This window comes from Curtobacterium sp. UCD-KPL2560, from assembly GCF_001705035.1.
Lineage (GTDB): Bacteria > Actinomycetota > Actinomycetes > Actinomycetales > Microbacteriaceae > Curtobacterium.
The window spans coordinates 39199-52842 of record NZ_MCIG01000002.1; the positions used below are offsets into that span (position 1 = coordinate 39199).

The following is a 13644-nucleotide window of genomic DNA, read 5'->3' on the forward strand; positions in this document are numbered from 1 at the left end:
TGTGGCGGTGCGCGGTGCGCGATGCGCGGTGCGCGGTGCGCGTCAGGCGGGCTCGCCGACCGCGGCCCGCCGCGCCCACTCGGCCGCGAGCAGCTCGTACGAGCGGACCCGGGCGTCGTGGTCGTGCGTGATGGTCGTGACGAGCAGCTCGTCCGCCCCGGTGACGCGACGGAGCACCTCGAGCCGGTCGGCGACGTGGCCGGCGTCGCCCACGAACCGCGTCGCGAGACGGTCCCGCACGGCGGCAGCGGCGTCGTCCGGGAACGGCGTCGCACGGGCCGCGTCGGGCGTCGGGTACGGGATCGCACCCGCGCCCGAGCGGATCGAGTGCACCCACGGGCCGTAGCCCTCGGCGAGCTCGTCGGCCTCCTCGGTGGTGCGACCGACGACCACGTCGGCGGACACGATCACGTGCGGCGCCGCGAGCACGCCGGGTCGGAACGCCGCCCGGTACGCCGCGACGGAGGCCAGGACGGTCCCGGGTGACGAGTGGTAGTTCGCGCCGTAGGGCAGGCCCAGGGACCCGGCGACCCGGGCGCTCTCGCCGCCGGTCGACCCGTGGATCCAGAGCTCGACGTCGGCACCGGTCGCCGGGGGTGCCTCGACGACCGCACCGTCGCGGGTCCAGGTGCCGGCGAACAGCTCCCGGACCAGCGCGAGGTCGCCGTCGAACCGCTCGACGTCGCCGGGCACCCGACCGAGCAGCTCGCCCTGCAGCGCGAACTTCGACCCCGGCGCGATCCGGAGGTCGAAGGGCGCCGGGACGAGCAGCCCGTCGACGACCTCGTCGGCCCGCGGTGCGAGCGACGGCGGCTTCGGCGTCCCGGGTGCCGGCGCTCCGGAGCGCCCGAGCCCGAGGTCGAACCGGGGACCGTACAGGCCGGTCAGGGTCCCGAAGGTCTCGGCGATCTGCAGCCCGCGGACGTTCCCGACGAGCGTCGCCGCACTGCCGACGCGGATCCGGGAGGTCACGGCCGCGACGGCCCCGATGACGACGTTCGGCGCGCTGCCGGCGACCCCGGGGTTGAGGTGGTGCTCGGCGAGCCAGTACCGCGCGTACCCGGCGCGTTCGGCGGCCCGGGCGAGGTCGAGGGTGTTGCGCAGGGCCGTCGCCGAGGACGACCCGGACGACACCGGGACGAGGTCGAGGACGGACAGCGGGACGGCGTTCACGCGGAGACCTCCTGGCGGTCGAGGACGTGGCCGGGCAGCCCGAGCGTCGACCGCAGCGTGGCACCGTCGTCGTACGCCTGCCGGTACACGCCGCGTTCCTGCAGCAGCGGGACGACGCGGTCGACGAACTCGTCGAGGCCGTACGGGTTCGTGTGCGGGACGACGACGAAGCCGTCGGACGCGCGCTCCTGCACGTACCGGTCGATCTCCGACGCGATGTGCGACGGCGTCCCGACGAAGCCGCCCCGCGTCGAGACCGCGATGACGAGGTCCCGGGTCGACAGGTGCTCGGCGTCGGCCCGGTCGCGCCACGCCTGCACGGTCGCCCGTGGGTCGCGGACGTGCCGGACCCGACCGCGCGTGATCGTCTCGGCGTCGACGTCGGGCTCGACGTCGGGCAGCGGCCCGTCGACGTCGTGGCCGGACAGGTCGCGGTTCCACACCTGCTCGAGGAAGGCGATCGCCGTGGCCGGGCTGACCTGGGCGCGGCGGATCGCGCGGGACCGCTCCTCGGCGTCCGCCGCGGTGTCGCCGAGGACGAACGTCGCCCCGGGCAGGACGAGCAGCTCGTCCTCCGAGCGGCCGACGCGCGCCAGCCGCTCCGTGAGGTCGGCGCGGAAGGCGCGGGCGTCGTCGAACTCGGTGTGCAGCGAGAAGACCACCTCGGCCTGTCGGGCGGCGAGGTCGCGGCCCTCGTCGGAGTCCCCCGCCTGCACGACGACCGGGTGCCGCTGCGGGCTCCGCGGCACCGGGAAGGTCCCGCGCACGTCGAACTGCGGCCCGTGGTGGTCGACGTCGCGGATGCGGGAGCGGTCGGCGAACACCCCGCCCGCGGCGTCGGCGACGACCGCGTCGGGCGCCCACGAGTCCCACAGCTCGCGCGCCAGGGTGACGAACTCGTCGGCCCGCGTGTACCGGTCGGCGTGGTCGAGGAATCCGCCGCGGCGGAAGTTCGCGCCGTGGAAGGCGTCGGAGCTCGTGACGACGTTCCAGCCGGCGCGCCCGTCGGTCAGGTGGTCGAGCGTGGCGAGCTGCTCCGCGAGCTCCACGGGCTCGTTGAACGTGGTCTGCAGCGTCCCGACCAGGCCGATGTGCGACGTCACGCCGGCGAGCGCCGCGAGGATCGCGAGCGTGTTCGGTCGACCGACCACGTCGAGGTCGTGGATGCGCCCCTTCTGCTCGCGGAGCCGGAGCCCCTCGGCGAGGAACAGGAAGTCGAAGCACCCCCGCTCGGCGTTCCGCGCGAAGTGCTCGAACGACGAGAACGCGATCTGGCTCTCCGCGCGGTCGTCGCTCCACACGGTGGTGTTGTTGACGCCCGGGAAGTGGGCGGCGAGGTGGACCTGACGCTTCGTGCTCATGCCGGGACCTCCTGGTCGGCGGTGGTGCGGGCGTACCGGCTGACCGCGGGCGCGACGCCGAGTCGGGTGCGCAGGTCGGCGGTGGGACGGGAGGCCACGTCGGCGCGCAACCCGGCGGCGACGAGCGCCGGCACGAGTCGGCGGGCGACGGCGGTGCTGTCCTCGGGGATGCGGAGCGGCCGGAGCCGGACGCCGGCGTACCCGAGGGACGCGAGGTCCCCGACCAGGGACACCAGCTCGGGCACGGTGGTGGCGAGCACCGGAGCGTCGGACGCCTCTGCGTACGACGAGCCCGCGGCCGCGTCGAGCGCGGCGAGGGCGTCGGCGGCCTCGGACGCGGACGCCCCGACGAGGACCGCGAGGTCCGCGAGGACCGGACGGCGGACGTCGGACCCGGCCGCCTGCTCGGCGTCACGGACGAGCGCCAGCGCACCCCGCGCCTCCAGGCCGGCTCCGTGCGACGGACCGGGCCCACCCGTCGGACCGGCGCTCCCCGACGGACCGGCCCCACCCGGCGTGACGAGCACGACGTCCGCCGCGTCGGCCGCGAACGCCGCCGCGTCGGCGCGGTGCGCGAGCGCGAACACCGGCGGCCGTCCCTGCGGCGAGCGCGGCACGATCGACGCACCGTGCACCGAGACGTGCTCGCCCACGAACGCGGCCCCGTGGATGCGGTCGCGGTCGATGAAACGACCGGTGGCGACGTCGCGGATGATCGCGTCGTCGTCCCAGCTGTCCCAGAGCCGCGAGACGACCTCGGCGACCTCCCGTGCCTCGGCGAACAGCGTGGCCGCGTCGTCGCCGCCGGGGCGGCGGCCGAAGAGCGCGGCCTCGCGGGCCGTCGGGCTCACCTGGATCCGCCACCCGGCTCGCCCCGCGGAGACGTGGTCCAGGGTCTGGAGGCCCGTGGCCACGTGGAACGGTTCGGTGTGCGTCACCGAGACGGTCGGCACCAGACCGACGGCGCGGGTCGCGGGGGCGACCGCACTGGCGACGAGCAGCGCGTCGAGTCGCCCGACGACCGTGCGGGTCTCGAGGTCCCCGTCCGGGTCGAGGGGTCCGGCGGTGAAGGAGTCCTCGAGGGTGACGGCGTCGGTGCCCGCGCGGTCCTGCTCGACGACGACGTCGCGCCAGTGGCGCAGGCTCGTCAGACGGCGCGCGGCGGGTCCGGCGACGCGCCAGGCGGCCGGGTGCCAGCCGGCGCCCTGCAGTGCGGTCACCAGGACGGGGCGCGTGCTCACGGGTTCGTCCCCTGGTGCGGCTGGCTCGCGCCGTGGTCGTGCGGCTCGGGCTGGCCCTGCGTCTGCGGCTGCGAGGCGTGCTCGGGCGGGGTGGCGTCGGCGCCGAACTTGAAGCCGAGTCGCCCGTGGGCGAAGCCACCGCCGGCGCGGATGGCGGTCGCGACCCAGGCGGCCTCGGCGAGCTCGGCCTCCGTCGCGCCGGCGGCCACCGCGCGCTGGCTGTGCGCGTCGATGCAGTACACGCACTGCGTGGTGATCCCCACCGCGAGCGCGATGAGCTCCCGGTACCGCAGTGGGATCGCGCGCCCCTCGGGCTGGAACACCGCGGCGTCGAACTGCACGAAGGCCTGCAGGATGTCCGGGGTCTGCTGCTTGTAGACCCGGGTGAAGGTCTTGTCCCGCTCGCGGTCGAGGTAGTCGGTCATGCGGTGACGCTACGACGCGCCCCGGCCCGCGTCGGCGGGTGTTGCGGCACGTGACCGTGCGTTGCGTCGTGTGACGTGCGGCGCTGTCCCGGGGTCAGGCGAGCGCGTGCCGCACGTAGGCGACGAGGGCGTTCGCGTGGCCGTGCCCGAGGCCGTGCTCCTCCTTGAGCCAGGTCACGACCTCCATGTGCCGGTGGGTGTCGAGCTGGTCGGCCACGAGGTCGAGCCACTCCTGGACCGGACGGCCGGAGGTCTTCTCGATGCTCGGGAAGTACGACGCCGGCCCCTTCGGCTTCGTGCCGTCCGCCGGCGGCTGCGGTGCGGTCACGCGGTGCGCTGTCATGGCGTCACCGTAGCGAGCACACCGGTGCGGGGCCAGGGGCGCGGTCCGGGGTCGGCGCTCGGACGAGCGCCGCTACCGGGTGGTTCCGTGCGCTGGGGCTCGTCTCACCACTCGATCCGGGCGAACAGCGCCCGGAGCTTCGCCGCCCGCTCCGGGTGCACCTGACCGACCCAGCCGATCCGTCCGAGCAGGTGCGCCCGGAAGTCCGCGTGCCCCGCACGGTCCTGCGACGCCGGACCGTGCACGACGCAGTTGTGCAGCACGGCCTTGAGACGGTCGACCTCGCGGCGGCCGGGTGCGGTGCGCTCGTTCACGACCACACCGGTGACCGACTGCCGCACCCCGGCGGGCCGGACCCGGGTCTTCCGGGGGTTCAGCGTGTGGCCCTGGTCGGCGACGATCCGCTCGACACCGCGGAGGAACGCGTCGGCGCGGGCAGCGAGACGGTCGTCACCGCTGAAGGTCAGGTCGTCGGCGTACCGCGTGTACGTCGCCCCCGCTGCGGCCGCCCACCCGGCCAGTCGGGCGTCGAGGTGTCGGAGGGCCAGGTTGGCGAGCGCCGGCGACGTCGGGGCTCCCTGGGGCAGGTGCGCCTCGACGAGGGCGTCCCGGAGCGCCCGACGCTCGTCGACGCTCCCGCCCGGCGGCATCGCCGTGAGGACGTGGACCGGGACCCGGTGCGTGCAGAGCCCGGTGAGGACGTGCGCCAGCGGCTCGGCGTACCCCGCGGCGCGGAACACGCCGTACACGGTCGGCGCACGGACCGTGACGAAGAACGACGTGAGGTCGGCGGTCAGGACGACCCGGCGTCCGACGTGCCCGGCGGCACCGGTGACGACGCTGCGCCCGGGCACGAAGCCGTGCGCTGCGTCGTGGACCGGCAGCGCCGCGAGCAGGTCGTCGAGGACGGTCCGCTGGGTGCGCCGGAGCATCGCCATCGGCTTCTCGAGGAGCCTCGGGGTCCGCCCGGGCCGCGCGACCCACTCGTGCCGGACGTGGTGGAGCGGGCTCGACGCACCCGGACGGCGGTTCCACCCGCGGGTGTCGGCGAGCCAGAGCAACCGCCCCACCGTCAGGTCGAGCGCTCGGGCGAGCTCGGGCAGCGTGTCGACGAGCAGCGGGCTGTCCGTCACCGGGCGCGCCCGCACGGCGGTGGCCTGCCGGGCCAGGACCCGGACGGGCCGTCGTGGTCCGCGGCTGTCGTGGAGGCGGACGAGGCGCGGGGCGGTCGCGAGCACCGCGGCGAGCTGCCGGGGCGCGTCGACGGGCGGCCGTGGGTACGCGTCGAGCGCCGTCCCGACCGCGACACCGACGTACGTCCGCTCCACCCCGAGCACGTCGTACCCGGCGGCGGTCAGCGCGTCGCGGCTCCAGTCGTCGGCGGCGAGGAAGGCGTCGGCGAGCGCCTGCGCCACGACCGGGAGCGGTGCGTGCGTGGGGTTCCCGGGGGACCTGTCGGTGCCTCCGTGAGGGCTGGTGCGCGGAGCGCGCCGCGCCTCTCGGGGCGTGTGGTCCTGCTGGTCCTGCGTGCCCCGGGGTGACCCCGGAGAGGTCGACGCGTCACGCGCGCCGTCCGCCTCCCCCGGGAACTCCACGAGCACACCATACGACCGACCCCTGCCGTGGTGGCGGGACGGGTCTGCCAGGCTGTGCCGGTGCCGTCGTTCTTCCTGACCCACGCCGAGGTCGTCGTCGACCCCGCGGTCCCGATCGAGTCCTGGGGACTGTCGGACTCCGGCCGCGCCCGGGCGTCCGGCGCGCACCGCGTCGCGTGGGCACCCGGGGTGCGCCGGATCGTCTCGAGCACCGAGCGCAAGGCCGTCGAGACCGCGGCCGTCCTCGGCGCGGCGGTCGGTGTGGTGCCGGAGCAGGACGCGCGGCTCGGCGAGATCGACCGGAGCGCGACCGGCTACCTGCCTCCCGAGGCGTTCGAACCGGTGGTCGACGCGTTCTTCGCGCGGCCCGAGGAGTCGGTGCGAGGGTGGGAGCGGGCGGTCGACGCGCAGCGCCGGATCGTCGGGGCGGTCCGCGACCTCACCGCCGCCGCCGGTCGGGGCACGGACGTCACCGTGGTGGCCCACGGCGCTGTCGGGGCGCTGCTCCTCGCCGACCTGCGGGGCGAGCCCGTCTCGCGGCGCCTGGACCAGCCGGGCATGGGCAGCGTGTTCACGTTCGACCCGCGCACCTGGCGGGCGCTGAGCGGCTGGACCCGCCTCGACCCCTGACCCGAGCCGGAGGTGCCGGCCTCGGGGAGGATGGCGTCATGGTCAGCGCTGTGCAGCTCATCCGGTCCTCGTCCCTCAGCTCGGTCGCCGAGTACGCCTACGCCGCGACCGCACCGGCCGATGCGCGGCTCGTCTTCCTGGCGGGGGCCTGCCCACTCGACGCGGACGGCCGCACGGTCGCCGTCGGCGACCACGCCGGGCAGGCCGCCGCCTGCGTCGCGAACCTGCGCCAGGCGCTCGCGGACGCCGGCGCCGCCCTCGAGGACGTCGTCTCGACCCGGGTGCTCGTGGCCTCGACGCGGCAGGCCGACCTCGTCGCCGCGTGGCAGGTCGTCCGCGACGCCTTCGGGGAGCACGACGTGCCGAGCACGCTGCTCGGCGTCACCGTCCTCGGCTACGACGACCAACTGGTCGAGATCGAGGCGGTGGCCGCGGTGCTCGACGGCCCGCGCGTCGAGCGCGCGGCCTGACGGGACGGCCGGTCGCGACGGCCGGGCACGCGTCGACCTGGTCCGGTGGCCCGCGCCCGTGACGCGACCGTGTGACGGACGGGAGGCGCGGCACCGACCGGTACCGCGCCTCCCTTCCGTCCGGTGGTGCGTCAGCGACGCGAGCGGCCGAGCACGACCGTGCCCACCACCGCGGCGATGCCCGCCCACAGGAGCGGGCGGGTGACGCGGCGGCGCTTCGCGACCCAGCCACCGTCGGTCGCGTTCGCGTGGTCGGCGGGCGCGTAGAGGTTGCCGTCGGTGGGCGCCTGGCGACCGCGGAGCGCGAACACCTCGACAGCGGGACGGGTGATCCGGTGGAAGATCCCGGGGACGATGAACTCGGCGGGGACGAGCGCCGCCTGCAGGCGTCCGACGTAGCGGTTGCGCTTCGGGTGCAGCGCCTGGCGGACGACGGCCTTCGCGGCGCGCTCGACCGACACGGTCGGCGGCAGCGGGTGCGACGCCTTGTCGGTGTAGTTGGCGCCGTTCTGGTAGATCGGGGTGTCGATCGTCGACGGCAGCACCGCGCCGAAGCGGATCCGGGTGCCCTGGTGCTCGTCGGCGAGCACGTCCATCAGGCCGAGGGCTGCGTGCTTGCTCGTCACGTACGCCGACTGGTACGGCGCGGACAGCAGCGACTGGATGGAGCCGACGAGCACGTAGGTGCCCTCGCCGCGCTGCTTCCAGTGCGGCAGGAGCGCCTTCACGGCGTGCACGTGCCCGTGCAGGTTCGTGTCGACGACCCGCTTGAAGGCCTCGACGGGGGTCTGCTCGAACAGGCCGTACACGAACAGGGCGGCGTTGCCGACGAAGACGTCGATGCGGCCGAAGCGCGTGGTCGTCGTGGCGACGAGGTCGCGGACCTGGTGTTCGTCGGCGACGTCGGTCGGGATCGCCACCGCCTCGGCACCGAGGTCGCGGCACTCCTGCGCCGCCGCCTCGAGGCTCTCCCTGCCGCGAGCGGCGAGGACGAGGGTCGCGCCCTGCCGCGCGAACTCGTGCGCGGCGGCCCTCCCGATGCCGCTCGATGCTCCGGTGACGACGACGATCTTCCCGCGGAACCGATGTGCCATGTCCCCATCGGTACCCGGTGCGGCCTGCGGTGCCGTCCAGCGGGTCGTCCACCGGACACCCGACGTCGACGGGCGACGGGCGACGGCCGCGGCGAGCGCACGAGCCGGGCGGGGTCGTCACGACCGCGCCCCGGCAGCGTGCGCGGTCGTCGGGTGTCGCGACGACCGGGCACCGTCAGCGTGCGCGCTTCGGCCACACCGTGGAGCTGACGGCCCACAGGAGTTCGACGCCGAGCACGACCCCGAGGACCGGGAGCCACGCGACGAGGGCTGCCGTGCGCTCCCCGGTACCGAACGCGAGCACGAACGCTCCGATGACGCCGGCCGCGACGACGACGCCGAGGCCGGTCCGGAGCACGTCGGCCCAGCACGCACGGGTGTACGCCCACCCGGTCCTGCGCTCCGGGAGCGGACGCCCCGTCCGCCAGTGGGCGAAGCGCGCGTCGGCCCAGGCGACCATGCGGCGCCCGTGCGCGAGGGAGACGCCGACGTACAGCGCGGCGAGACCGTGCATCCAGTCGGCCGTCCCGCCGCGGGCGAGGTCGAGTGCGGTCACCGTGAGCAGGACGACGTCGAGGACGGGCCCGAGGGCGAGCAGGACCGCACCGGTCCGGCGGAGTCCGACGACGTACCGGAGGACCAGGCCGCCGAGCACCGCCACCCAGAAACCCGCTTCGCAGGCGACGATGACGGCGATCAGCACGGGAACCCCTGGGTACCGGAGGAACGATTGAGTACGACTGTGTTCACAACGGCGATGCTAGTACGACTGTGTACGATCGGCACGTGCCCCGCCTGATCGACCACGACGAACGCGACCGGCAGATCGGCGACGCCGCCTGGCGGGTCCTCACGCGCGACGGGCTCGTGGCGTTCTCGGTCCGGAACGTCGCCGAGGAGGCGGGCATCGCGACCGCCTCGCTGCGCCGCGCCTACCCGACCCAGGACGCCCTGCGCGTGGCCTGCCTGCGGCGCGTGGCCGCACGGGTCCAGGAGCGCATGGACGCGGTGTTCGCAGACCCCTCCCTGCGCGCGCCCGAGGTCGACCCGGTCCCCCTCGTCTCCCGGTGCCTCGAGCAGCTGCTGCCGCTCGACGACGAGCGCCGAACCGAGACCGAGGTGTTCCTCACCCTCGGGTCCGTCGCCCTGACCGATCCCGGGGTGCGTGCGGCGTGGGACGAGGCCGACCGCGCGGTGCGGTCCGCGTGCGCGTCGCTCCTCGCACTGCTGAACCCGTCCGGGACCGGGAGCGGAGCACCGGCCCCGACCGAGCGCCGGGTCGCGCGGCTCCACGCCCTCCTCGACGGGCTCGCCCTGCACCTGGCGCACCGTCCCCGGCAGGACGACGTCGGGTGGGCACGCGAGCTCCTGGCCGAGGAACTCGCTCGCCTGCGGACCGAGGGCGGCCCGACCCGCTGAACCCGTCACGGCTCCTGGCCGCCGCACGGCACGGGGTGGGACGATGGCCCCATGCCGAAGGACGAGCTGACCGTCGCCGAAGCGACGGCGATCGCGGAACACGCCCGGTCCGGGGCGCTCCCGCTCGACGACCCCGAGGTGCGCAAGGTCGTCGAGCAGGCGAACCGCACGCTCGTGCGGGCGCAGATGTGGGGTGACGACGACCGCAGTCCGCGCCTGCGTCGGCGCCGTCGGTTCATCGTCGGCGGGGCGCTCGTGATGGTGCTCGTGTGGGTCGTCGGCCTCCTCGGGCCCCTGCTGCTCCGCCTCGGCGTCTGACCCGGCGACGCCCCTGGGCGATGCCGCGACGCCCCGCGTGCGGACCCGCCACGTCCTTGGTGCGAACGCGCGACGCCCCGCGCACGACCGGGCGACGCCCGTCGTCCAACGTCGCCGATACCAGTCCAACCTGCGCGACACCCCTGGACGCGGACTTGCCGAGTGATGCTCGACCCGATTGACTCGGGCGCGTGACGAGCACCACCGGCAGCCACGCCTCCCCCACGTGGACGGCGTCCGTCCGGGACGACACGGGGCCGATCGTCCTGAGCGCTCTGCGCGCGTCGTGGCACCCGCTCGCGAAGCAGACCGTGGTCGCGGTCCTCATCGTCGCCGCCGCGGTGACGAGCACGGTCGTGCAGGGACTCGACGTCACCGACGCGCGTGCCATGTGGTCCGGCGTCGGCCTCGCGCTCGTCGGGCTGGTCGCCGCGGGGGCGATGGCACGGTGGCCCGCGGTCACCCGTCTCGAACTGCTCGTCCCCGCACTCGACTTCCTGGCGATCGGACTCCTCCGCTACGGCACGGGCGACGCTCGGTCGGTGTTCCTGGCGATCGTCGTGCTCCCGGTGATCTGGATGGCGACGAACCCGGGCCGGCAGCACGTGGTGTACCCCCTGGTCGGGACGGCCGCGACGCTCATGCTGTCCTACGCGATCGCGCCGCGGACCCCGCAGCCGAGCGAACTCGTCCGACTCGTGCTCGCCCTGCTCGTCTACGCCGCCGCGGCAGCGGTCACGAACGAGCTCGCACGCCTGTCCGGGCTGCAGCTCGACACCGCGCAGCGCCGCCGCCGGATCGCCGAGGGCGAGATCGGTCGCGCGGCGCTCGTGCAGCAGTCCCTGCTCCCGACGACCGCCGCCGGGCTGCCCGACGAGTTCCGCGCCGTCGGGGTCTGCATCCCGGCCCGGACCGTCGGCGGCGACTTCTACGACTGGTTCCCCACCGCCGACGGTGCAGCGTTCACCCTCGGCGACGTGATGGGCAAGGGCGTCGGCGCGGGCATGATCGCCGCCGCGGTGCGCTCCCTCATCCGCAGCACCGTCGACGAGTCCGACCCGGCCGTCGCGGTCCGTCGCGCTGCCACGGGGCTGGCGACCGGCGTCTCCGACCTGACGAGCGGGCAGTTCACCACCTGCTTCCACTTCCGCGTCGCCCGGGACGGCCGGGCGCGGTGGGTCGACGCCGGACACGGGCTCGCCGTGCTCCGCCGGGCCGACGGCACCGTCCACCCCCTGCGCGCGGCGCACCTGCCGATCGGCGTCGGCACCGAGTGGACCGCTGACCAGACCGACCTGGAGCCCGGCGACGTCGTCGTGGCGGTGAGCGACGGCGTGCTCGACCTGTTCGGCGGCGACCTCGACGCGGTCGAGCGCTTCGAGGCCTGGGTCGCGGAACGGCAGCACCCGCAGCAGATCGTCGACGGCATCGCCGAGCTCGCCCACGCCGGTGACCACCCGGACGACGTGACCGTCCTGTGCGTCGGCTACCGCCCCTGACACCGCCCGACGCAGGCCGACACAGCCTGACACAGCCCGACGCAGGCCGACACAGCCCGACGCAGGCCGACACAGCCCGACGCAGCCTGACACAGCCCGACGCAGCGTGACGCGAGACGTCGCTCGGCCTCCGCGCGGGGCCGGAAAGCGCAGACGCACCGGACCCGCGACACGCCGGACGGCGCAGCCCCGGCACCACGCATCCCCGGCCGGCCGCGTGGCGCAGCGGCACGCCGACCTCCCTCGTCCGGGTGCCCCCCGAACACGGACTGGCGCACCGGGCTCGGAGGGGACAAGATCCTCCAGCCCCCCACCCACACCCGCCGGAGCACCCGTCCGGTCCAGCACAGGGACCACCTCATGCCCCAGCACCACGACGCGCTCGACCGCCGTCGCTTCCTGACCCTCGGCCTCGCCGGCGGTGCCACCGCGGCCGTGGCCGGCTCCGCGTTCTTCGCGACCGACAGCGCGTCCGCCGCGACCCGTCGGACCACGAGCACGACGCCGACGGCCGGCACCACCACCGCGCTCCTCGCCGCCGACGAGTTCAACGGCCCCGCCGGGACCGCCCCGAACCCCGGCATCTGGCGCTTCGACACCGGCGCCGGCGGCTGGGGCAACGCGGAGCTCGAGACCTACACGGACTCCCGCCGGAACGCCGCCCTCGACGGCAACGGCAACCTCGTCATCACGGCGATCCGGGAGGCCGACGGGTCGTACACCTCCGCCCGGCTGAAGACCGAGAGCACCTTCACCGCCCAGTACGGCCGGGTCGAGGCCCGCATCCGCATCCCGCGCGGGCAGGGCATCTGGCCGGCGTTCTGGATGCTCGGCGCCGACATCGGCCAGGTCGGCTGGCCGGCCTGCGGTGAGATCGACGTGATGGAGAACGTCGGGTACGAGCCGACGGTCGTCCACGCGACCGTGCACGGCCCGGGCTACTCCGGCGCCTCCGGCCTGTCGGCCGCGTACACGAACCCGACCGGCACGGCCTTCGCCGACGACTTCCACGTCTTCGGTGTCGACTGGCGCCCGGGTTCGATCACGTGGCTCGTGGACGGGGTCGCGCAGCGGACGGTCACCCGTGCCGACGTGGGCGCGAACCCGTGGGTGTTCGACAAGCCGTTCTTCGTGCTCCTCAACGTCGCCGTCGGCGGCACGTGGCCGGGGTCGCCCGACGCGACGACCCGGTTCCCGCAGCAGATGCTCGTCGACTGGGTGCGCGTCTCGCAGCTCGCCTAGCAGGACGGTCCGTCCCGCGGTCGCGTGGACCACACGACCGGACCCGCCCACAGGACGGCCGACGGCGGCTGACCGCCGCCGCAGCGGCGGGATCCGCGCGGCCGCCTCCGCGGCGGGACCCGGACGGCCACCTCAGCGGCGCGACCGCGCCAGCAGCCAGAGGTACGTCGCGTGCCCGACCAGGGCCAGGCCGAAGAACACCGCGGCGACGGCGTACACGCGGTCGAGCTTGCCCTGGCCGATCACGAGCATCACGACGCAGAAGACGACGGCCGCGGCGAGCACGCCGACCTGGATCGTCGACCAGACGCGACGGAAACGGGGCATGCCGGAGTCGTCCACGAGTCCATCCTGCCCGATCGCGGCCCGGGCACGGTGCCCGGCCCGGTCGGTCGTGCTCACTTCTCGGGGTCGTGGCCCCAGTTCATGAGCGAGTAGCGCCACTTCGAGTCGTGCGCGTCGCCCTTCGGCTCCTGCTTGCTGTGCCGGGCCACGTACCCGACGACCTTGCGCATGTGCGCGTAGTCGTCGTCGGTGTAGTCACCCTGCTGCTTCTCGAGGATCCGGACGATGTGGCGCCCGCTCTCGTGCCCGGTGGACTCGCCGCCGCTCGACGGCTTCTGCCCGACCTCCTTCGACTCGTCGGAGTCCAGCCACCGCTGCAGCTCCGACGCGGTCATGTTGACGGCGTCGGCGAAGTCGTCGCGGGTCTGCTGCTCGTCGTGCTGGTCGTCGCTCATGGCGGTCACGCTGCCCGTGCAGCCTGGGCGGCCGCGCAGGAGCCCGTGTCCCCCGGAACGGTGCGCACAACGGACGCCACTGCAGGTGCTTCCA

At 74.9% G+C, this 13644-nt stretch carries 16 protein-coding genes; 6 read left to right on the forward strand and 10 right to left on the reverse strand.

What is annotated here, in order from left to right; genetic code table 11:
* Positions 1-42: 42 nt before the first annotated feature.
* The 6 genes from BEP24_RS01115 to BEP24_RS01140 all read right to left on the reverse strand — a co-directional run bounded on the left by BEP24_RS01115 (position 43) and on the right by BEP24_RS01140 (position 5958).
* Positions 43-1173 (reverse strand): LLM class flavin-dependent oxidoreductase, encoded by a 1131-nt coding sequence (locus BEP24_RS01115; protein ID WP_065959398.1) that lies wholly within the window; start codon positions 1171-1173, stop codon positions 43-45.
* On the reverse strand, positions 1170-2534 hold the full coding sequence (locus BEP24_RS01120) for an NtaA/DmoA family FMN-dependent monooxygenase (RefSeq protein ID WP_065959400.1): 1365 nt from the start codon (positions 2532-2534) through the stop codon (positions 1170-1172). The genes BEP24_RS01115 and BEP24_RS01120 overlap by 4 nt, the downstream gene beginning before the upstream one ends.
* Positions 2531-3775 carry an LLM class flavin-dependent oxidoreductase gene (locus tag BEP24_RS01125; RefSeq protein ID WP_065959402.1) on the reverse strand — a complete coding sequence of 415 codons (1245 nt, stop codon included), beginning with the start codon at positions 3773-3775 and terminating at the stop codon, positions 2531-2533. Before BEP24_RS01125 ends, BEP24_RS01120 begins: the two co-directional genes overlap by 4 nt.
* The gene (locus BEP24_RS01130; RefSeq protein WP_083229964.1) at positions 3772-4200 is read right to left on the reverse strand and encodes a carboxymuconolactone decarboxylase family protein; all 429 of its coding nucleotides are present in this window, start codon (positions 4198-4200) and stop codon (positions 3772-3774) included. Before BEP24_RS01130 ends, BEP24_RS01125 begins: the two co-directional genes overlap by 4 nt.
* Before the next feature lie 94 nt (positions 4201-4294).
* Positions 4295-4543 (reverse strand): DUF4287 domain-containing protein, encoded by a 249-nt coding sequence (locus tag BEP24_RS01135; protein WP_065959404.1) that lies wholly within the window; start codon positions 4541-4543, stop codon positions 4295-4297.
* 104 nt (positions 4544-4647) lie between these two features.
* Entirely contained in the window at positions 4648-5958 is a 1311-nt protein-coding gene (locus BEP24_RS01140) for a reverse transcriptase family protein (protein ID WP_065959407.1), read from the reverse strand.
* A gap of 240 nt (positions 5959-6198) precedes the next feature.
* Here BEP24_RS01140 and BEP24_RS01145 point away from each other — a divergent pair, with 240 nt between their 5' ends.
* Both BEP24_RS01145 and BEP24_RS01150 read left to right on the forward strand, forming a co-directional pair.
* The gene (locus tag BEP24_RS01145; RefSeq protein WP_083229978.1) at positions 6199-6768 is read left to right on the forward strand and encodes a histidine phosphatase family protein; all 570 of its coding nucleotides are present in this window, start codon (positions 6199-6201) and stop codon (positions 6766-6768) included.
* A gap of 38 nt (positions 6769-6806) precedes the next feature.
* Positions 6807-7238, forward strand: a complete 432-nt coding sequence (locus BEP24_RS01150; protein WP_065959411.1) for a Rid family hydrolase — start codon at positions 6807-6809, stop codon at positions 7236-7238.
* Positions 7239-7369: 131 nt separating this feature from the next.
* Here BEP24_RS01150 and BEP24_RS01155 read toward each other — a convergent pair whose 3' ends face one another.
* Both BEP24_RS01155 and BEP24_RS01160 read right to left on the reverse strand, forming a co-directional pair.
* Positions 7370-8332 (reverse strand): SDR family NAD(P)-dependent oxidoreductase, encoded by a 963-nt coding sequence (locus BEP24_RS01155; protein WP_065959412.1) that lies wholly within the window; start codon positions 8330-8332, stop codon positions 7370-7372.
* Between the two features lie 175 nt (positions 8333-8507).
* Complete coding sequence (locus tag BEP24_RS01160) at positions 8508-9035, reverse strand: hypothetical protein (protein ID WP_065959415.1); 528 nt, start codon at positions 9033-9035, stop codon at positions 8508-8510.
* An 83-nt stretch (positions 9036-9118) separates the two neighbouring features.
* On the opposite strand from BEP24_RS01160, the gene BEP24_RS01165 reads away from it, so the two are divergent.
* From BEP24_RS01165 to BEP24_RS01180, 4 genes are all read left to right on the forward strand, one after another.
* Positions 9119-9751, forward strand: coding sequence for a TetR/AcrR family transcriptional regulator (locus tag BEP24_RS01165; RefSeq protein WP_065959417.1), 633 nt, complete (start codon positions 9119-9121; stop codon positions 9749-9751).
* 51 nt (positions 9752-9802) lie between these two features.
* Entirely contained in the window at positions 9803-10069 is a 267-nt protein-coding gene (locus BEP24_RS01170) for a hypothetical protein (protein ID WP_065959418.1), read from the forward strand.
* A gap of 191 nt (positions 10070-10260) precedes the next feature.
* Positions 10261-11568 (forward strand): SpoIIE family protein phosphatase, encoded by a 1308-nt coding sequence (locus tag BEP24_RS01175; protein WP_065959420.1) that lies wholly within the window; start codon positions 10261-10263, stop codon positions 11566-11568.
* Between the two features lie 360 nt (positions 11569-11928).
* Positions 11929-12810 carry a glycoside hydrolase family 16 protein gene (locus BEP24_RS01180; RefSeq protein ID WP_083229965.1) on the forward strand — a complete coding sequence of 294 codons (882 nt, stop codon included), beginning with the start codon at positions 11929-11931 and terminating at the stop codon, positions 12808-12810.
* Between the two features lie 132 nt (positions 12811-12942).
* On the opposite strand, the gene BEP24_RS01185 is transcribed toward BEP24_RS01180, so the two are convergent.
* Together BEP24_RS01185 and BEP24_RS01190 are read right to left on the reverse strand one after the other, a co-directional pair.
* Positions 12943-13212, reverse strand: coding sequence for a hypothetical protein (locus tag BEP24_RS01185; protein ID WP_065959422.1), 270 nt, complete (start codon positions 13210-13212; stop codon positions 12943-12945).
* Complete coding sequence (locus BEP24_RS01190) at positions 13209-13550, reverse strand: DUF3140 domain-containing protein (protein WP_065959424.1); 342 nt, start codon at positions 13548-13550, stop codon at positions 13209-13211. Before BEP24_RS01190 ends, BEP24_RS01185 begins: the two co-directional genes overlap by 4 nt.
* Positions 13551-13644: the final 94 nt, after the last annotated feature.

Excerpts from the sequence above, each read along its gene's own strand:
- BEP24_RS01120 (WP_065959400.1), bottom strand. The coding sequence starts at position 2,534 with ATGAGCACGAAGCGTCAGGTCCACCTCGCCGCCCACTTCCCGGGCGTC.
- BEP24_RS01130 (WP_083229964.1), bottom strand. The coding sequence starts at position 4,200 with ATGACCGACTACCTCGACCGCGAGCGGGACAAGACCTTCACCCGGGTC.
- BEP24_RS01135 (WP_065959404.1), bottom strand. The coding sequence starts at position 4,543 with ATGACAGCGCACCGCGTGACCGCACCGCAGCCGCCGGCGGACGGCACG.
- BEP24_RS01150 (WP_065959411.1), top strand. The coding sequence starts at position 6,807 with ATGGTCAGCGCTGTGCAGCTCATCCGGTCCTCGTCCCTCAGCTCGGTC.
- BEP24_RS01155 (WP_065959412.1), bottom strand. The coding sequence starts at position 8,332 with ATGGCACATCGGTTCCGCGGGAAGATCGTCGTCGTCACCGGAGCATCG.
- BEP24_RS01170 (WP_065959418.1), top strand. The coding sequence starts at position 9,803 with ATGCCGAAGGACGAGCTGACCGTCGCCGAAGCGACGGCGATCGCGGAA.
- BEP24_RS01180 (WP_083229965.1), top strand. The coding sequence starts at position 11,929 with ATGCCCCAGCACCACGACGCGCTCGACCGCCGTCGCTTCCTGACCCTC.
- BEP24_RS01190 (WP_065959424.1), bottom strand. The coding sequence starts at position 13,550 with ATGAGCGACGACCAGCACGACGAGCAGCAGACCCGCGACGACTTCGCC.